This window comes from Hymenobacter siberiensis, assembly GCF_018967845.1.
Lineage (GTDB): Bacteria > Bacteroidota > Bacteroidia > Cytophagales > Hymenobacteraceae > Hymenobacter > Hymenobacter siberiensis.
Map to the genome: position 1 here is coordinate 3,348,951 of NZ_JAHLZZ010000001.1, position 18,849 is coordinate 3,367,799.

Below are 18,849 nucleotides of genomic sequence, written 5' to 3' on the forward strand. Positions count from 1 at the left end.
ACTCTACCCTATGATTTTCACAGATATTTGATAATGAGGTACTTGTTTGATAACCCAATCCAGTAGCCGTTCAACCAACTGATTGACTGTTGTTTGCGCGCCCGTCGTCGGACGGGTGAGTTGGCGCACGATGTTCAAGCCGTGGCGGCTCAGGCTCGTGGCCCGGTACCCGTGTTTTTTGCGGGCGATGGGCTGGCGTCGGTCTGCGGCGTGCCCCACGGCCAGACAAAAGGCGTAGGCCAGACTGACCAGGGCCAGGAGTTTACGCAGCTTGTGGTGGCAGGCCAAGTGACTATTTTCCAGGTTAAACCCCCGGCCTTTCAGATTCTGGAAGCACTGCTCGATGGTCCAGCGCTTGGCGTAGAGCTGGCCCAACTGCTGCAAGCCCGAGGTGCCAAAGAGAAAAAGAAACTCGCCGCCGGCCAGCGCCTTGACCTGCGCCCCGCCACGGCCGCCGTCACGCCGTGGCCGACTGGGGCCTGCACCCGGGCCAGTGCCGCCAACTGGCCGCGTGCCAGGTCGACGGGGTCTGGGGCGGGGCGCAGGTCACAGCCCTGACGGGGGCGGGTACCTATTCCTTTTCGGCACGGCCAACGTCGCTTTTTTGGGCCAGTTCTACCGCAAGCGCTGGACCATCGAAGCCTGTTTTCAGAACCTGAAAGGGCGCGGCTTTGCCTTGCGCGGGACGCATTTGCAGTGCCGCGGCAAGCTCAAAAAACTCGTTGGCCTCGTGAGCCTGGCCTACGCGCTGTGTGTCAGCGTGGGCACCTGGCTCCACGAAAAGGTGCAACCCATCAAAACCAAAAACAACGGCTACAAACGCGCCAGTTTCAGCCGCCACGGCCTCAACGCTCTGCGGCAATACACGCGGCCCGGCCGCAGCACTGACCCGGCCTTCATCGCTAGCATGAACGCCGTATTTCGATAGATTATTTGCCAACTAACTCTTTATCAATTAACTAAAATAGTAGGGTAGAGTAGTTTTGATGTACACCTCGTAGCCCAGCGGCTCGAAGAGGCGGAGGGGCCAGTCGGGACCGGGCGCGGAGACGACGGCCACTTTAATGGCCAGCGGCATCGCTTCGTTGGGCAGGTCGGACTTGTCTTTGCAGGTGCCGTTCATAGCCGTGCCGAAGGCTTTGCTCAGGGCCGCGCTCAGGAAGGACGAGGCCACGTAGGGCCGGTCGTTCACGTATTGCTCCAGGGCAAAGCCTGGTGCGCGGCCGCCGCTCCGGCCGCGCACCAGACCGATGGGGTCGAGGTCGAGGAGCAGGGCGGCAGTACAGTGCTCGGCGGTGGCTTCGGGATAGAAAACGTGGGCCTGGCCGCCGGCTACTTCAATCCTTGTAGGCGCGCCGGGTTCTTGTGCAGCAGGTAGCCCAGGTCGGTGGCGGGCTGGTAGGTGGCGGGCTGGCAGGTGGTGGAGATAGTGAGGAGCATGGGCGACAGGCAGAAATTCAGGGGCCCGAATGTAGCACGGACGTGGCCAGCGCAGGGTGAGGTTACAAGTTGAGAAGTAGGTTTGCGGACTGCTAAGCCGTTTCCCGGCCCCGTTTTTCCCGTTACCGCTGCTTCCCGTGCCCGACTCCCCTCCCGCTTCCGCCCCCATCGGCCCGTCCCTCACCGATTTCGCCAGCTTCTACCTCTACGGCCTCACCAACCAGCCCTACCAGCAATCGGCTGATTTGGGGATGTTTGGCGAGCTGTACCAGCAGGTTATCGGGGCGCATGGCGGCCTGGGCATCGCCAGCTCCTTCCACCCTTACCAGCTGGTCAATCAGGCCGGTATTACGGTGTGGTACGCGGCCTACGCGCAGCTCTACTCCCAGCCCAACCGGCTCGAGCTATTTGCCGAAATGACCGTCGAAAAGGCTTCTTTCGTGGTGGAGCCGCCGGCCTCGTTCGCCAAATTTCACATCTGGCCCGATACCCGCCTCACCACCGATGAAAACCCCATTTTCGGCCGCTTCGTGCCCTTCGTTATTCCCTTCCTGGTCCGCAAAGACCCCGAATTATTGCGCTGGGATGCCGAATTTGCCGCCGCCGAGAGCAACCAGGCCCGCATCAATCCTTACCTGAAAACGGTGAATGCTGCCCTCAAATTTGTGCAGCCCAAGCCGGCTTTCGTACTGGGCTTTGGGGAGTTTGATGAGCAGCAACCAGAGCTGTTGATTGAGAAGTTTCTGAACTGCCGCGATATGCTGCTGTAGCACGGACTTTTAGTCCGCGTAGTGCGCGAGTGGCCGCTTACCGGCCCAAGTTGTGCGAGCCACGGACTACAAAGTCCACGTTACTTTCTACCGCCTGCCCGCCCAGAAACGCCTGGTACCAGCGCCCCGAGTCCTTCACAATCCGCTCCTGCGTTTCGTAATCGACGTGAATCAACCCGAAGCGCGGCCCGTAGCCCTCGGCCCATTCGAAGTTATCGGTGAGGCTCCAGGCGAAGTAGCCGCTCACGTCCACGCCATCGCGCCGGGCCCGCAGCACCTGCCCGATGGCCGCCTGCAGATATGCCCGGCGAGCAGCATCGGACACCCGACCCTCCGCTGCCACATCCGGAAACGCTGAGCCACTTTCAGTTATCATCAACATTGGTGCATTTGGATAAGCAGCAAACTGTTTCAACATTTGGTAAACCGACTCGGGATATACCTCCCAACCCATGTCGGTATAAGGCACGCCGCGCTGCCTGGCGGATACCAGCGCCGCCCATTGCAGCGGCAGCCAGGGCGAAAATTTCACCACCTCACGAGTGTAGTTCTGGATGCCCCAGAAGTCGAAATCGAAGGCCATGCGCTGCTCGTCACCGGGTTTCTGGTAGCGGTCCAGCAGCCAGCGCAGGGCTGGCAGCTCGGCCACGGGGTAGCCCAGGCCCAGGGTGGGCTCCACGAAAAAGCGGTTCAGCAGGGCATCGGCGCGGCGGGTGGCGGCTTCGTCATAGGCATTGCCGGGGCGGTGCGGCGTGAGGTGCGAGCACGAAAACGTGGTGCCAATCCGGGCCGAGTCCGGTAGCATGGCGCGCAGGGCGCGGCCGCCCTCGGCCTGGGCCAGCGTGGCATGGTGGGCCGCCGACAGGAAGGCCCCAAGGTGCCGCCGGCCGGGCGCGTGCACCCCCAGCAGGTGGCCCGCGCCCACAAATACCATGGGCTCATTCAGCACGGCCCATTGCGGCACCCGGTCGCCGAGGCGACGGGCCATGAGCTGGGCATACTCCGAAAACCAGCCCACGATGCTGCGATTCGCCCAGCCGCCTTTGGCCTGCAGGGCGCTGGGCAAATCCCAGTGGTAGAGCGTGAGCAGGGGCCGCAGGTCGCGCTCCAGACAGGCATCCACCAGCCGGTCGTAGTAGTCGAGGCCGCGGCGGTTCACGGCCCCGGTGCCCTCGGGCAGCACCCGCGACCACGCGGCCGAGAACCGGAAATCGGTCAGGCCCATGCCGCTGGCCAGGTCCAGGTCGGTTTCGTAACGGTTGTAGAAATCGGCGGCCACGCGCCCGTGCTCGTTGCGCCGGATGGTGCCCTTGCGGCGCGTAAAATCGTCCCAGATGCTGGGGCCTTTGCCCTGGTGCTGCCACGCGCCCTCCGTCTGGTAAGCGGCGGCCGAGGCACCCCACTGGAAATCGGGACCAAAATCGGCCCGGGAAAAGGGTAACGGAGCGGAGGCCGGGTAGAATGCGGCGGGCAGCGGCTCGGAGTAGTTAGGCGGCAGTTTAATCATGCGCGGGGCGCGGAGAATTTATTAATAGTGAGTCATGCAGACTGGACGTCATGCTTCGCTGCGCTCTGCATGACGTTCTTTTTCGCTTTTTACTGGCCCACAACCGTCCCAACACCACTTCCATACAATTGCTCCCGCAGCAGCTTATCAATCACGGCGGCCGTTTGGTCGGGGTAATCCACGGGGATGGTTTCGTCGCGGTTCAGCCACTGGTCCACCTTGTCCAGGTTCTTGTCTTTGAAGTTTTTGATGACGGGCACGCCCATCTGGGCCAGCGCGGCGGCGTTGCATTGCTGCTCGTATTGCTGCTTCATGGGCATCACCAGCAGCTTTTTGCCCAGGTACAGCGCCTCGGCGGGGGTTTCGAAACCGGCCCCGCAGAGCACGCCGGCCGAGCGGGCCAGGCTGTCGAGAAAGGCCGGGCCGCTCACGGGCCACACCTGCACGTTGCCGTAGGTGGCAGGCGTCTGGCTGTGCTTGCTGAACACCTCCCAGCGCACGCGGTGGCTCAGGTGCTGCAGGCGCTCCACCAGTATTTCCTCCTCGTAGGCCGGCAGATAAACGGTGTAGTGGCCTTCGTTGGTGGGGCTCAGCTCGCGCACCTGCTGGCGGATAACGGGCGTAGAAATCTCCGGCGCATACGACTGAAAATGAAAGCCGTACTGCGCCGTATTGGGAGCGTAGTGCTTCAGCACGGCGCGGCCGGCGGGGTCTTCAGCATCGGGGCGCGGCGAGGCCGGATTGAGCACGGCACTTTGGTGGCTGAGGGCCACGCAGGGCACTTGCCGCAGCTTGCAGGCCCAGCTACTCACCGGCTCAAAATCACTGATAACCAAATCGTATTCCTCCACCGGCAGGTGCCGGACTTCGTGCAGAAATTTGGCCGAGTTGAACTGCAAAAACGTCTTCACGAAGTTGATGCCGCCCTTTTTACCAAACACAAACCCCATGCCCTGCGCCCTGTACTTCACCTCAAAAGGCAGGGGCAAATCGGCGGGCGGGCCGCTCACAAGCAGGTCGAGCTGCTGGCAGCGGCTTTGCAGCAGCGGCACCACATCGAGGGCGCGGCTAAGATGGCCGTTGCCGGTGCCCTGGATGGCGTAGAGGATTCGGGACATTTAATAGTTTCAGATTGTTTCAGACTGAATAGTAGCGTAATAAACTGAACGTCATGCTGAGCGTAGTCGAAGCATCTCTACCGCTTCGTTATGGGAGCAATTAATTACTCTCGCGGTAGAGATGCTTCGACTGCGCTCAGCATGACGTGCTTTATTACTGTTCAACACCACCGTTTACGCCTTAATCTTAAACTCGGCCAACAACACTTCCAGCAGCTGCGCCGGGTTGGCATCGGCGAGTTCCTCGGCGGCATCGGCCGCGTCGGCATCGGCGGCCTGCTGCATGCGGGGGTCGTCGTTGTAATAATAGAGCTGCCAGCCGGCCTCAGCCGTGTATTCGAGGGCCGTCAGATTTTCCACCCAATCGCCGGAATTCAGGTAAACTACCTCCCCTTTTTCGGTGGGCAGGGGCTTGATTTCGGGCTGATGAATGTGCCCGCAGGCCACGTAGCGGTAGCCCCCATCGGCGGCAATGGCAGCGGCCGTTTCCTCGAAGTTGCTCACCGCCGAAACCGCCGATTTCACCCGCTCCTTCACCAGCTTGCTCAGGGCCACGCGGGGCCGGCCCAGCCTGGCCAGCAGGTAGTTCACGCAGCGGTTGATGAGAATCAGCAAATCGTAGCCGTGGCCACCCAGCCGGGCCAGCCAGCGCGAGTGCCGCATGGTCACGTCAAACACGTCGCCGTGAAACAGCCAAGTGCGGCCGTGGGGCAGGTCGAGCACCAGCTTGTTGTCGAGGCGGAAATTGCCCAGCTTCAGGCCGGCAAACTTGCGCAGCAGCTCGTCGTGGTTGCCGGTCAGGTAATGGATTTTGACGCCCTTGGCGGCCAGGCCGGTCAGGTAGCGCACCACCCGCATGTGGGCCGGCGGCCAGTAGTTTTTGCTGAACTGCCAGATGTCCACGATGTCGCCGTTTAGTACCAGCACCTGCGGCCGGATGCTCTTGAGGTAGCGCAGCAGTTCGGTGGCGTGGCAGCCATAGGTACCCAGGTGCACGTCGCTGATGACGGCCACCTGCACGCGGCGCTTGCGGCGGGCTTTAGGCCTGGGCACAATCACCGGGGGCATTTCCCCAATCCGGACGAAGGCGCGGGGGCTATCCTCATGCCGCCGCCGGTTGAATGAACCGCCCCCCACGCGCCGGCCCCGCCTGCCGACGCGGCCGGATGGCTGGCCCCGTCGACCGGCGGCCAAACCCGCCGCCCAGGGCCGAGCGCAAGCTACCCAGCGTGTGCAGGGCATACGCACACCACAAGGCCAGCCGAAACACCTCGTACACGAGCCAGCGCCCCAGACGGCGCAGCCCCGAAATCAAAGCCGGAAAGTACATAGCAGGAAAGTTGATAACCGGTGAAAATCCTGCTTTCAAAGTTCGTCCATGCCTGTGAAGCCTGCATTACGACCGGATTACGCTTAAATCAACAAGTACCCGGTGGGACCAGTCCAATTTTCCAGGGGGTGATGCAGGGGATTCCGGCGGGGCCTTCGTTTCTTTGCAGCCCCAATTATTCATAATACGAATCCGTCCTCTTAAACTTCATATTTTAATTTTTCTGATGCAGTTTCTACCCCGCCTGGCCCGTCATTTCCTCACCATCAGCCTGCTCCTGCTGTGCGCCGGGGCCGCCCTGGCCCAGCCCACCGGCAAGGCCGCAAAAGGCCGTAAGCGCTACACCTTCGCCCAGAAGGACGAGGAGTCGCCCTACGTGAAAAACGTAACCAAAAACACCGACGACGAGCAGGACGTCGACGGCTCCTTCACCCGCCTCGGCTACCGCTCCTACACCGACATCCTCACGGAAATCACCCACCTCAAAAAGCTGCACGACTGGGCCGATACCACCTACCAGCGCCGCGTGGCCGCCATTCCGGCCGGCGGCACGCTGGTGGTTATCGTGCACCGCCAGGGCCCCAAAGGCGTGGAAATGGCCAACCTCACCCTCACCGCCACCGACAAAGCCGGCAAGGAAGTTTTCGCCCAAACCCTGGCCCCCGCCACCGGCCGCTTCTTCGGCCGCGACCTCTACCAGGGCAAAGCCGTCATCCCCTTCCCCAAAATGGACCCGCAGGAACTCAACGTGAGCATCCGCGACGCGAAGCTGTACCAGACGTTTGACTACATGCTGGAACTGCCGGCGGCGCAGTAGCGCTGCCGTAGCGCTGATTTCGACTGGCCTACTTTTAGAGGAAGCGTACAAGTCAAATCTGACATAGTGTGCGGCGTAGACAGGGCAGAAAGAATTTCCTGGCAACGGAAGCATTTTTTGCATTTTTACAATCAATATTTTAGAGCAGTTTCCAGGACGCTGTACCGTAGCGCGAACTTTGTAGTTCGCGTCCCCGCGCCGATCAACCGGTTTTAACGGCGCGGGGACGCGAACTACAAAGTTCGCGCTACTGCCCGGCCTGTACACTAACTTGAAAACTGCTCTAGATATGCAAGAAGCTCAGGTTTTTCCTGGTACTTAGCGCTCCCAAAGCAGTAGTGTATTGTACTTGCCTTGTGGGCAAGTCTTTTTCTCGGCCTTTCCGCTACACTGCACGGCCGCTACAGTCAGACCACCTAACAATACAGCACCTTTCTCTTTCTACCCATGCAGCATTTCCATTTCATCTTCGCTTTGCTACTGCTGGCCGGAGCAAGTGCATGCCACAACACTACTCCGGCAGATGAGGTCAAGCCGGTCGTGCCCTTACAAGGCAAATGGAGTATTGGTGAAGCCACCACTTTCTACTACGGCTGGGATATGAAAGCCGTGGCCCAAACTACCACCCCCGCTTCTCCTGACTACCTCAAAATTGAGGATTCGCAGATGTACTATCTAATCGGCCAAAACACGTATCCCTTCACCCTGGTCTACACTTATACCCGCGACGGTGATACCCTTCGCATCCTACCCAGCCAGTCAGCCAAAGCCCTCAAAGAGCTGACAACGCATACACTTACGCTTTTCTCCCGCCGCACCCGACTAGCTAATGGAGTTCACTATCCCGCTGGGGATGCATTCTATCAAGCAACCGAGGAGCACTTCAGCCGCTAAGTGACTTTGTACGCTTCCTCTGAAAGCAGAAAGTAGGCCAGCCCAAAGTAAAAGCTTACCTCACGCTACCTCACCCCCGCAGCTTCACCCACTGCACAGCAATCACCGTCTTCGCATCGCGCAGCGGCTCCGCTACCAGCGCTTCCCAGTTCAACTCCACCATTTCGATGTTCTCGTTTTCCTCAGCCAGCCCGCCGCCTTCGCCGGTGCGGTGGCTCACTTCGGCGTAGTACACCGTGATTTCCTCGGAACTGGTGCCCGGCGAGGGCCAGATACACACGATTTCCTCCAGCTTATCGACCTCGTAGCCAAGCTCCTCGTGAATCTCGCGGCGCACAGCCGTTTCGGGCGCTTCGTCGCCATCAATCATGCCGGCGGCAATTTCCAGCAGCTCCGCTTCCGGGCCGATGCGGAACTGGCGGGTGAGCACGTACACCTGCCGGGCCGTGTCGTAGACCAGCGCGGCCACGGCCTTGCCGGGCGCAAACTGCTCGCGCTTGAGCTGCGCGTCGCCGTCCTGCACCAGGAGCTGGTTGACTTTGTAGTGGCCGTTGAAAACGCGGGTACGCTCGATAATATGCATGGTGGCGGAAGGGAAAGGTGAATGTTGGTGCGGTCAAAGAACGGGCAGCGGAACAAGAAATCGACCCTGGCACTCCCTAGCTAGGGGCAACAATAATGCGCAGGGCATCGGCCAGGGGCTCGAAGCTGGTGATTTCGGCTATGTGAGGCAGGGGCCGTGCGGTCCCCAACCGGTTGAGCCACACTGGCCGGATGCTCATGGCCAGCGCGCCCAGCACGTCGGCCTGCCAGTTGTCGCCCACCAATACGGTTTCCTCGGGCCGGGCCGACAGGCGCTGCAGGGCCACCTCAAAAATGCGGGGGCTGGGCTTGGGCACACCCACGTCTTCGGAGGTGATAAGGGCATCCACCAGGCCCGTCATTCCCAAAAAGCGGAGCTTTTCTTCCTGTTCCGCTGTGCGGTTGTTGGTCACTATCCCAATGCGGTAGTGCGGTTTCAAGGCTTGTAGCAGGGCCAGCGCCCCGGCCATGGGCTGGCGCAGCCGGGGATAATGCACCTGGTTGGCCTGCACAAACTGGTCGATTTCGGCGGCAGTGGCCCGGGGCCAGTACGGGGCTAGCAGCCGCTCAAACCGCAGGCGCCGCGCCTCCTCATAGGAGTAGCGGCCGGCCATCAGCAGGGCGTGGTATTCTTCCAGCAGCTCACTGTAGAGCTGGTAGAATCCTTCGAAATCAATGGCTTGAAAGAAGGCCAGCGGGGCGGCACTGGCCCGCAGCGACGCCCGCGCCGTGGCAATATGGTCGAATAAGGTATCATCCAAATCGAAGAGAACGGTGGTCAGGCGGGTGGGTAGCGCGGATTTTTCGGCGGGCAGTAGCATGAATGCGGGTAAGGGTATTGGCCCGGCCGGAAGTTGAAGGACGAGCTGTGGAACGATGAAAACCGGCCGCGGAGCCCACTACCCGGAGGGGCTGGCGGGCCCTTCCCGGGCCAGGCCGCTGGTCCGGCAGTAGCTCAGACGGGCATTCGCGCATCTGTGTTGTACCTTTGTGCCCACCAGGGCCGCCGTCGGAGCAGCCCGCTGCCCGGCCGCGTCGGGCAAAGCCCCGCGCCTCGGCTGCCTCCGCAAGTAAGCGCACCTCACCCCAACTTCTCTTCAGACAGGGAATCTGACGGCCTCCGACGAGCCGCCAACCCCGCCCACGCTTGGCCTCGTCCGGCGTGGCCATGCCCGCCTGTGCTACGCCACAGGCTCAACCACTCATTCCGTGGACGACTGTCCACCACTATTTTACTTCAGCACAATGGGCCTGCTTTTACCAGTCCGTCATGCTGAGCGCAGTCGAAGCATCTCGCTCGGGGCCGTGATTCAATCGTAAGAAAAGGATTACTACCCCACGCGAGATGCTTCGGCTACGCTCAGCATGACGAACCGAAAGGTTTGATTCCAGTGCGCCCAATTTCCCCTCAACATGACGTTTGACGAGTTAAATTTAATTGACCCCATCCTCAAAGCCCTCAAAGAAGAAGGCTACACCACCCCTACTCCTATCCAGGAGCAGGCCATTCCCCACGTGCTCGAAGGCAAAGACCTGCTCGGCGTGGCCCAGACCGGCACCGGCAAAACGGCGGCCTTCACCGTGCCCATCCTGCAGGTACTGCACCGCACGGCCCAGGTGGCCAGCCAAGCGCGGGGTGCCATCCGCTGCCTCGTGCTCACGCCAACCCGCGAGCTGGCCATCCAGATTAACGAAAGCTTCGGCGCCTACGGCCGCCACCTGAGCCAGATTCGCCACACCGTTATTTTCGGTGGCGTGAGCCAGGGCTCGCAGGTTGCGCAGCTCAAGCGCGGCGTGGAGGTGCTTATTGCCACCCCCGGCCGCCTGCTCGACCTCATGAACCAGGGCTTCGTGGACCTGCGCCAGGTAGAAGTGTTTGTGCTTGACGAAGCCGACCGCATGCTCGACATGGGCTTCATCAACGACATTAAGCGCATTCTGCCCAAGCTGCCCGCCAAGCGCCAGACCCTGTTCTTCTCGGCCACCATGCCCGGCCAGATTCAGGAGCTCGCCAGCACCATCCTGCGCCCCAACCCGGTGCGCGTAGCCGTCACGCCCGTCAGCAGCACCGCCGATACCGTGACCCAATCGGTGTATCTGGTGGAGAACAACGACAAGCCCGCCCTGCTCCGCCACATTCTGGAGGACAAAGCCATCAAGCGCGTACTCGTGTTCACCCGCACCAAGCACGGCGCCGATAAGGTTGTTAAAGCCCTGGCCGCCAACCAGATTCAGGCCGAAGCCATCCACGGCAACAAAAGCCAGAACCACCGGCAGCGCGCCCTCTCGAACTTCAAAGCCGGCAGCACCCGCGTGCTGGTTGCTACCGACATCGCTGCCCGCGGCATCGACGTGGACGAGCTGACCCACGTTATCAACTACGAAATTCCTAACGAGCCCGAAACCTACGTGCACCGCATCGGCCGCACCGGCCGGGCCGGCGCGTTCGGCACTGCCTTCTCCTTCGTGGAAGACGAGGAGCGCGCCTACCTGCAGGATATCCAGAAGCTCATCAGCCGCCAGATTGACGTGGAAGCCGTGCATCCGTTCGTATCGGGCCGCATCAAACCCGTGATGCTGCACGGCAACGAGCGCATCATCCGGCCTAAGGGCCCGGCTGGTCGTCCGGCCCGTGGTCCCCGCGAGGGTGGCCAGGGTGGCGGCGGTCGTTCGGGCGGTGGCCAGGGCGGCGGGCGTCCCAGCGGCGGTCAGGGCGGTGGTCGCCCGAGCGGCGAGCGCAGCCGGCCGGCCGCGCCAGCCGGCGGTGGCCAGTCCGATACCGCGCGTCGCTTCGGCAGCGGCGGGGCCCGCGTGAACGTGGGCGGTAGCCGCGAAGGCGGTGACCAGGGCGGCCGTCGTCGCGGCGATGCCGGTGGCACCCGCCGCGGCTCGTTCTAAACACTTTTAGCCAGAGCAGTCGGAAAGGAGTCATGCTGAGCGCAGCCGAAGCATCTCTACCGCGTAACTAGAGATGTTTCGGAGTCTACGTACACGATGTAGAGACGCAACATTTGCGTCTCGTCGTTGAACGACCGGGACCGCACAAACCTGCGCAGTTATAACAACATCAGCAACGACGAAACTCCAACTATTGCGTCTCTATATCGTGTACACGGACCTTGAGTTTGTTCTAATCCTTTTGATTGGACTTACCATTGCGGTAGAGATGCTTCGGCTGCGCTCAGCATGACAACCTTTTTTATTGACAACCGATTTATCAAAAAGCAGCAGGCCCCGGAAAACTTTTTCCGGGGCCTGCTGCTTTTTAGGGCAGATTACTTGCTGCTTCGCAACTAACTTTTTGCTTCTTTATGGCTCAGCCTACGCTTCCCGTCATTCAGGCCCTGCGCGACACGGCCCAGCGCCTCGCCACCCAGGCCCCCTACCAGTGGGGCCACATGGGCAGCTGCAACTGCGGCCACCTCGCCCAGACCATTACACAGCTGACCAAAGCCGAAATCCACGCCCGCGCCATGCAGCGCTACGGCGACTGGGAGCGTCAGATTATCGACTATTGCCCCACCAGCGGCCTGCCCATCGACCAGACCATTGACGAGATGCTGGCCCTCGGCTTCACCCGCTCCGACCTCACGCACCTCGAACGCATCTCGGACGCCACCATCCGGGCCGCCATTCCTTTCGAGCGCCGCGACACCCTGCGCCACAACCAGCGCGACGATGTAGTGCTCTACCTCCGCACCTGGGCCGACCTGCTGGAGCGCGACCTGCTGGCCGGCATCACCCTGCCGAACTTCGACGCTGCGCCGGTACCCACACCGGTACTGGTTGCCGTTTACTAAGCCGGTCGGGCCACCCGGCCCCGATGGACAAAAGCTGACGACACAGAAAAAGCCCCCGCCAAAAATCTGGCGGGGGCTTTTTCTGTGTTTTATCAGGCGCGGCTGCTAAGCCAGCCGCTGGCCTTAGTTGCGGGTCACGTTGGAGCGTTGAGCTTCGCGGTAGCCTTCGGCGCGGTGGCCACGCTTGTAGGCGGCATCAGCGGAAGGGTCTTTCTCAGCCTCAGCGGCATCGGGGGCCTGGGCGCAAGAGGCCGTCAGGAGCATTGCCGCGGCGGCGGCCAACCAAAGATTCGTGCGGGTCAGTTTCATGCTACGAAGGTAGCCAACGGCCGCCAAACGAACAACCCGACCAGACAAGCAAGCGCGCAATCATCACAGCGCCGAATGCCATTATCGCGCCGCCATAAGGCCACGCCAGCAAAGCCGCACACACTTATTTACGGTCATTTACAATTGACAATACAAGCATTTTTCAGCCCTGATGCCTAGCAAGATTCCCCCGTTGCATCTGACCTAGCCCCAAGCCTTTAAAAGAACATGAATCGACTGATGTGTTGGCCTGCAATGACAAGCCAATGGTCTCAAAACCGGGCTCATTATGTTAGTAGCCCTTGTACTGCCACAAAAACACTCATAGCATTTAACAACGTTGCTTAAGCTGCCTGACATGTCAAATTCGTTAGCAGCAGACAGCTAATGCTAGTGTAACACCCGATATTTTACTACTCAAATAGCTGGGATTATCAAGCGTATCAACTACAAGCCAAAGCCGTGGCAACCTCGTATATTAAACCAAACCAGCACTTTCGTTAGCTTAATGCAAATCATTGAAAAAAAACGTTTTATGAACTCAAATAGCTTCCATATAGACAACACGAAGTCAGACCACAAAAATTAGCATTTGGTGCAATATAATATCGTTATATTCATAGGGCATCACGACATTGGAACGATACCACGGGAAGCTGCTAAAAGCCTCACTAAAAGACCTGACAAGTTGAATATTTTTTATACAGGCAGCAGTATTACAGCTCTATAAAGGGAAGCCTGAAATCAAGATACAGGCGGGGCTTTGACAGTAGCGCCAGGTTGGGAAGAGTGAGCCAAATCCCGGAATCTGCACCGTTACGCAGCATGCGTGAAACGGCTGTACCAGCATACATTCTCTATGATATACGCCAGACTAAGGCTGGCAGATTGCCGCTTCATACCCGGCCATGGTCTGACAACAGTCACCTGACAAGGGAGTGGCATAGCAGCAAATATCACGGCCGCTCAACCCGCAAATTACTCGGGTTGATAATCGGCAAAGGAGCCGTCGCGGTAGAAAATCACAATCCGGCGGATGGGCTTGTCGCCGCCCGCAAACAGCGCCGAAGCCAGAGCATCGCCCGGCGTAGCAGGGGCCGGCAGCGGCTGGAATGGAGCAGCCGTAGCCGGTACCTCTACCACATGCGTGAGCAGGGAGGCGGAAGGGCCAGTGATAGCCTCCTGCATCGGCATCATCGTCGGCGGCAACTCCGCTTCTAAAGTGGGGGGCGGAGGTGGGGCCTGGCTGGTATCCGAAGCCGTTGGCAATGCATCCAAGGGGGCTGCACTAGCTATAAAACGCTTGGTTACAACCAGGCTACGGGCCGGAGTCGGTATACTGGCACGTAGCGGGGCGACTGGAAGGGCCGCAGTATTTAACAACTTACTACCAACCATTTGAGCACTTAATTCAGGAGCTTGGGGCGCCTCCACAGTAGCCAACACAGGGGCTTGAGCGCGCTCATCGTCCACTACGGACACTGGGCTGGGGGTAGTTGGGGCAGCCGCCCCACTGGCGGCCTCCGGCGACATCGCAGGCATGGCGGCCGCTGGGGCCAGCATGGGTCCGGCACCGTTCAGCAGCCACGGCATGGCCAAATCGGGCATAGCGGCCAGAATGCGTTGGACGACTTCCAGACTAGGCTTGTTGCGGCCCGAGAGAATGTGGCTGACAATAGGCCGGGCCACGCCAATAAGGTCTGCAAACTGCGTGGGCGTGAGCTGTCGGCTTTCTAGTATTTCTCTGATGCGCTCAACCATAGTTGGTATTTTGGTTACAAATGTAGCGCTTAGAATCAAGAGGGCGGATATTATTACTTATACTGTGCAGATTACAATTGTATCAATACAGCTAAGTCCTATGTGTTTACATCTGTTAATAGCATGCAGTGCATACTCCTTTAGCACACTTTCAAACAAATGTAATCAGCCATGGAGTACTCCTTTTCCCTGTTTTTGGCGCGGCCAGACACGCGTAATTTTGCTTCCCGTCCGGGGCTACGTGCTCGGCAAATCTTCCCTTTTACCAGAGTTCCGCTAGTACCAATACCAAGCGGTAGCGCATCTTTTTCAGCCCGAATTAAGCCCTGGCTTTCGCATGGCTTATCCGAATACAGGTGCGAAAAAAGGCCCGGCAACCTCTCGGTTGCCGGGCCTTTTCAGTAGTCTTTGCCGCTGGCCCGGGAGCAGGGGCACGGATAGGATTGGGGCTAGTCGAAGTACTCGCGGGCGAGCTTTTTGTCCAGCCCGTAGATGTCGTCGCGGAAGTGAGGATGGCCGGCGGCATCAGCCCAGGCCGTGAAATAGACCAGGTAAACGGGCAACTTTTTCTTCAGCGTAATATACTTTTCGCGGTGCTTGGCAATGGTATCCAGGATGGTGGCCTGGTCCCATTCGGGCCGATTGCGCAGCAGGTAGGTGGCCAGTTTAATGGGCTCGGAAACCCGCACGCAGCCGTGGCTGAAGCTGCGGTTGCTCTGCGAAAACAGCTCGTCGTGGGGCGTGTCGTGCAGGTAAATATCGTTCGAGTTGGGGAAGATAAACTTCACGTCACCCAGGTCATTCTTGGGACCAGGACGGCGGCGCAGCGTGTATTTGAATGTCGACTGCGTCACGTTGGCCCAGTCCACGGAGGCCGGGTTGACGGCGGTCGCCTTACGGCCATAGCCCTTCACCACCTCCATATCGAGGCGGTCAAGGTAGTTGGGGTTGGCCACCAGCTTGCTGCGCAGCTCATTTGCGATGATGCTGAACGGCACGTTCCAGTAAGGAGCCAGCACTACATATTCCATTTTATCGCTGAACACCGGCGTTTCGTGCAGCACCTTACCCACGATGACGCGCATATTGAACACCTCCTTGTCGGCTTCGATTACGTGCAGCGTGTACTCCGGAATATTCACGAGCAGGTAGTCCGGCTCGAACTTTTTGGGCAGCCAGCGCCAGCGCTCCATGTTCAAAATGAGCTGGTCGATACGCGAGCCAATGGGAACGTTAAGCTGCTTTAGCGTCTCACCGCTGACAATGCCGGTTGGCTTCAAGCCAGCATCCTGCTGAAATAACTTAACGGCCTGCACCAATTCGGGGTCGTAAACCTGGGCATTGGGAGCTGCAACAGCCGGGGCTCCAGGCTTGGCAGCAGCGGGCGCGGGCGTACTGGCATCGGCCCCGCCAACGCTATCGAGCAGGCGCTTGCGCAGGGCAGCTACCGCCGGCGAGGCGGCTCCGGGCTTCAGGTTGAGGGTGGCGGGCAGGGTGGGCCAGCCACCGGCCCGCTCCTGGGCCCGGTAAGTGGCAAGGGCCTGTTTCAACTGGTCGTACTCGGGGTGCAGGGGGGCAAACTCGTAGTAGTTGTAACGGCTTTTGCGCTCGCCCAGGAAGGTGAACAGCGCCTTATTAAGCTTGATTTTATTGGGTTTGACCATCCACGAAGTGTCCTTCTTATCGTGCGGATTGGCGATGCCCCGATAGTAGTCGTTGGCCCATTTCATGTACGTGCCTGTCAGGGCAATATCTGCCTGGCGCTCCAGCGTATTGCGGCGCACGGAGTCGCTCTGAACCTTTTCCAGCTCAGCCAGCATCTGGGATATGTCCTTAATCTGGTAGTCTTTAGGGTTTAGCCCCTCATTGCCAGCTTTAGCAATGATGTCCTGCAAGGTCTTCACCCGTTCTACGGGTTTGTGGTCCTTAAACCAGCCTAGCCTGAAGCCCCTTTCCCGGTAGAAGCGGCGCGCCGGAAGCAGCTGCGCCGTGAATTTGGGTTCGGCCTGGAAGGCCTTGATAAACGCCATACTGTCGAGCAGCAGCTGGGGGCCGGCCACGGTGGTAACCTCCGACGAGTCGGTCGCCGTTTGACCGGCGGTCTGGGTCTGCGAATCGGAGCCGCAGGAAGCAAAGGTAGTGCTGCCGAGGGCTGCCAACAGGAGCAGCCACAGCAGGGAAGTAGTTCGGAGAATAAAATTCATTAAAGGGAATAAAGCGGGCGGAAAGTAGCCCTGGCCGGGACCGGGGAATGTGCGTTGTACTGCCAAGCTGCTGGCGGGGTTGCACCGGGCCACCCGCAGGCAGTCCGGTTGCAAAGTACGCCATTGCGGGCCACAGCGTGTTGCCACAGGGCCGGAATCGTACCAAATCCAGCGCAAAAAAAATACTCCCATTATCGGGCTGGCTCAAACAGCCGTATTTAACGGGGTATAGTAGGCTTCCGGCGCTCGCTCGCTGGCACACACTATTCCTTCCACCGGGGCCAAACCGCCGGGCTGGCTGTTATTTCGGACCGGCACTTTAATACGGGCCGGCGCGGCGCAACCCGCTGGGCCCACCTACGCATTTTCGGTAACCTCTTCGCTTCCCTCCTCTTCGCTTCCCTATATGACTCCTTCTGCTTTCGACCCCACCGCCGCCACCCTGCCCGCCGACCCGCACAGCTACGCCGGCGACAGCCCCGTGCGGGTGCGCCACCTCGCCCTGGCCCTGGCCGTCGACTTCGACCAGCATACGCTGGCTGGCACCGTCACCTGGCACCTCGCCAATCCCGGGGCGGCAACCGCGCTTGTGCTCGACACCCGCGACCTGAGCATCGAAGCCGTGGAAACCCTTGATGCCACCGGACGGGCTACGCCCACCGCATTCACGCTGGGCCCGCCCGATGCTATACTGGGCCAAGCCCTGCGCGTGGCACTGCCGCCCACCGCTACGGCTGTGCACATTCGCTACCGCACGGCTCCGCACGCGGCAGCCTTGCAGTGGCTGGCCCCGGAGCAAACGGCCGGCACCGAGCCGTTCCTCTTCACGCAGTCGCAGGCCATTCTGGCGCGCACCTGGCTGCCGTGCCAGGACTCGCCGGGCATCCGCTTTACCTACGAGGCCACAGTGCACGTGCCCGCGCATCTGCTGGCCCTGATGAGCGCCGAGAACCCGCAGGCGCTGGACCCGAGCGGCGAGTACCACTTCCGCATGGCCCAGCCCATTCCGGCCTACCTCATGGCGCTGGCCGTGGGCGACCTGGCTTTTGCCCCGCTCAGCAACCGCACGGGCATCTACGCCGAGCCGGCTACGCTACCGGCAGCAACCCACGAATTTGCCGACCTGGAGAACATGGTGGCCGCCGCCGAGCAGCTGTACGGCCCCTACCGCTGGGAGCGCTACGATTTGCTGGTGCTGCCTCCCTCCTTCCCCTTCGGCGGCATGGAAAACCCTCGGTTAACATTTGTAACACCAACCATTCTGGCCGGCGACCGCAGCCTGACCAGCTTGGTGGCGCACGAGCTGGCCCACTCCTGGTCGGGCAACCTGGTTACAAATGGAACGTGGAATGATTTCTGGCTGAATGAAGGGTTTACGGTGTATTTCGAGCGCCGCATCATGGAACATTTGTATGGGCGCGAATATGCCGACATGCTCCAGGTGCTGGGCCGCACCGCGCTGCATCATACCATTGAAGAAATTGGTGCGGCCAGCCCCGACACCCATTTGCACTTGGCCCTGGCCGGCCGCGACCCCGACGAAGGCCTCACTGAGATTGCCTACGAGAAAGGCTGCGCCCTGCTCCTGACATTGGAGTCGCTCATCAGCCGGCCCCGGCTCGATGCCTTTATTAAGGAGTACTTCGCCCGCTTCAGTTTTCAGGCGATGGACACGGCCACCTTCCTGCACTACCTCCGCGCCGAACTACTGGACCGGGAGACCGGCCTCGAAGCCCGCCTGAACCTGGCCGCCTGGGTCGATGGCCCCGGCCTCCCACCCAACGCGCCGACACCAACTTCCCGCCGTTTCGCCGAGGTCGACCAGGCGCTGGCCGGCCTGCAGGCGGGCACCGCGCCGACGGCTCTGCTCCCACTCGCTACCGAATGGGGCAGCCACGAGTGGGTTCATTTTCTGCACGGTCTCTCCCCGACCCTGGCGGCTGAGCAGCTGGCGGCACTCGATGATTCCTTCCACTTCACCACTTCCGGTAATGCCGAAATTCTGGCCGCCTGGTTTCCGCACACCATCCGGGCCGGCTACGCGGCGGCCGATGGAGCGGTGAAAAAATTTCTACTTCACGTGGGCCGTCGCAAATTTGTGGTGCCGCTCTACCAGGCCCTGCTGGCTACGCCCGACGGACTGGCGCGGGCCCGCGCCATCTACGCCGAAGCACGGCCGAACTACCATTCCGTGACGACCAGTACGCTTGATTCTTTACTCGCCGCCCGGCCCGCGCGTGATTAATTCCCATCCGGCCCGAACTTTGCCCCGGGTTCAGCCCCGGCCCGGCTGCCGCCAAGTATTTTCGTTTTTGCA

The 18,849-nt window shown here is 60.4% G+C and carries 17 protein-coding genes and 2 pseudogenes; 7 read left to right on the forward strand and 12 right to left on the reverse strand.

Annotation, left to right across the window (positions count from 1 at the left end; genetic code table 11):
* Positions 1-3: 3 nt before the first annotated feature.
* Positions 4-384 (reverse strand): transposase, encoded by a 381-nt coding sequence (locus KQ661_RS14555; protein ID WP_216726325.1) that lies wholly within the window; start codon positions 382-384, stop codon positions 4-6.
* Positions 385-604: 220 nt separating this feature from the next.
* On the opposite strand from KQ661_RS14555, the gene KQ661_RS14560 reads away from it, so the two are divergent.
* A complete protein-coding gene (locus KQ661_RS14560; protein ID WP_216727343.1) occupies positions 605-928 on the forward strand; it encodes a hypothetical protein in 324 nt (107 codons plus the stop codon).
* Between the two features lie 27 nt (positions 929-955).
* Here the strand turns inward: KQ661_RS14560 and KQ661_RS14565 are convergent.
* A pseudogene (locus KQ661_RS14565) lies at positions 956-1,440 on the reverse strand (hypothetical protein).
* Positions 1,441-1,577: 137 nt separating this feature from the next.
* Between KQ661_RS14565 and KQ661_RS14570 the strand changes: the two are divergent.
* Positions 1,578-2,210, forward strand: a complete 633-nt coding sequence (locus tag KQ661_RS14570) for a hypothetical protein (protein ID WP_216727344.1) — start codon at positions 1,578-1,580, stop codon at positions 2,208-2,210.
* A gap of 37 nt (positions 2,211-2,247) precedes the next feature.
* On the opposite strand, the gene KQ661_RS14575 is transcribed toward KQ661_RS14570, so the two are convergent.
* From KQ661_RS14575 to KQ661_RS14590, 4 genes are all read right to left on the reverse strand, one after another.
* Positions 2,248-3,717, reverse strand: a complete 1,470-nt coding sequence (locus KQ661_RS14575; protein WP_216727345.1) for a GH1 family beta-glucosidase — start codon at positions 3,715-3,717, stop codon at positions 2,248-2,250.
* Positions 3,718-3,806: 89 nt separating this feature from the next.
* Positions 3,807-4,835: a glycosyltransferase family protein gene (locus KQ661_RS14580; protein WP_216727346.1), complete on the reverse strand. Its 1,029-nt coding sequence runs from the start codon at positions 4,833-4,835 to the stop codon at positions 3,807-3,809.
* A 174-nt stretch (positions 4,836-5,009) separates the two neighbouring features.
* Positions 5,010-5,888, reverse strand: coding sequence for a UDP-2,3-diacylglucosamine diphosphatase (locus KQ661_RS14585; RefSeq protein ID WP_226929908.1), 879 nt, complete (start codon positions 5,886-5,888; stop codon positions 5,010-5,012).
* 49 nt (positions 5,889-5,937) lie between these two features.
* Entirely contained in the window at positions 5,938-6,165 is a 228-nt protein-coding gene (locus KQ661_RS14590) for a hypothetical protein (protein ID WP_216727347.1), read from the reverse strand.
* A 226-nt stretch (positions 6,166-6,391) separates the two neighbouring features.
* Here KQ661_RS14590 and KQ661_RS14595 point away from each other — a divergent pair, with 226 nt between their 5' ends.
* Positions 6,392-6,982, forward strand: coding sequence for a hypothetical protein (locus KQ661_RS14595; RefSeq protein ID WP_216727348.1), 591 nt, complete (start codon positions 6,392-6,394; stop codon positions 6,980-6,982).
* A gap of 447 nt (positions 6,983-7,429) precedes the next feature.
* Positions 7,430-7,876, forward strand: a complete 447-nt coding sequence (locus KQ661_RS14600; protein WP_216727349.1) for a hypothetical protein — start codon at positions 7,430-7,432, stop codon at positions 7,874-7,876.
* Positions 7,877-7,946: 70 nt separating this feature from the next.
* Here KQ661_RS14600 and KQ661_RS14605 read toward each other — a convergent pair whose 3' ends face one another.
* Both KQ661_RS14605 and KQ661_RS14610 read right to left on the reverse strand, forming a co-directional pair.
* Positions 7,947-8,459, reverse strand: a complete 513-nt coding sequence (locus tag KQ661_RS14605) for an NUDIX domain-containing protein (protein ID WP_216727350.1) — start codon at positions 8,457-8,459, stop codon at positions 7,947-7,949.
* Positions 8,460-8,535: 76 nt separating this feature from the next.
* Positions 8,536-9,279: an HAD family hydrolase gene (locus KQ661_RS14610; RefSeq protein WP_216689055.1), complete on the reverse strand. Its 744-nt coding sequence runs from the start codon at positions 9,277-9,279 to the stop codon at positions 8,536-8,538.
* Between the two features lie 592 nt (positions 9,280-9,871).
* Between KQ661_RS14610 and KQ661_RS14615 the strand changes: the two genes are divergently transcribed.
* The gene (locus KQ661_RS14615) at positions 9,872-11,356 is read left to right on the forward strand and encodes a DEAD/DEAH box helicase (RefSeq protein ID WP_216689056.1); all 1,485 of its coding nucleotides are present in this window, start codon (positions 9,872-9,874) and stop codon (positions 11,354-11,356) included.
* A 413-nt stretch (positions 11,357-11,769) separates the two neighbouring features.
* Complete coding sequence (locus tag KQ661_RS14620) at positions 11,770-12,258, forward strand: hypothetical protein (protein WP_216689057.1); 489 nt, start codon at positions 11,770-11,772, stop codon at positions 12,256-12,258.
* Positions 12,259-12,381: 123 nt separating this feature from the next.
* Here KQ661_RS14620 and KQ661_RS14625 read toward each other — a convergent pair whose 3' ends face one another.
* The 4 genes and pseudogenes from KQ661_RS14625 to KQ661_RS14635 all read right to left on the reverse strand — a co-directional run bounded on the left by KQ661_RS14625 (position 12,382) and on the right by KQ661_RS14635 (position 16,532).
* Positions 12,382-12,567: a hypothetical protein gene (locus KQ661_RS14625; RefSeq protein ID WP_216689058.1), complete on the reverse strand. Its 186-nt coding sequence runs from the start codon at positions 12,565-12,567 to the stop codon at positions 12,382-12,384.
* 978 nt (positions 12,568-13,545) lie between these two features.
* On the reverse strand, positions 13,546-13,845 hold the full coding sequence (locus KQ661_RS22240; protein ID WP_235726982.1) for a hypothetical protein: 300 nt from the start codon (positions 13,843-13,845) through the stop codon (positions 13,546-13,548).
* A gap of 339 nt (positions 13,846-14,184) precedes the next feature.
* Positions 14,185-14,328 (reverse strand): annotated as a pseudogene (locus KQ661_RS23090) (helix-turn-helix transcriptional regulator); the annotation flags it as partial.
* 449 nt (positions 14,329-14,777) lie between these two features.
* Positions 14,778-16,532 (reverse strand): L,D-transpeptidase family protein, encoded by a 1,755-nt coding sequence (locus KQ661_RS14635; protein ID WP_216727351.1) that lies wholly within the window; start codon positions 16,530-16,532, stop codon positions 14,778-14,780.
* A 406-nt stretch (positions 16,533-16,938) separates the two neighbouring features.
* Between KQ661_RS14635 and KQ661_RS14640 the strand changes: the two genes are divergently transcribed.
* Positions 16,939-18,777, forward strand: a complete 1,839-nt coding sequence (locus KQ661_RS14640) for a M1 family metallopeptidase (RefSeq protein WP_216727352.1) — start codon at positions 16,939-16,941, stop codon at positions 18,775-18,777.
* The last annotated feature ends 72 nt before the right edge of the window (positions 18,778-18,849 follow it).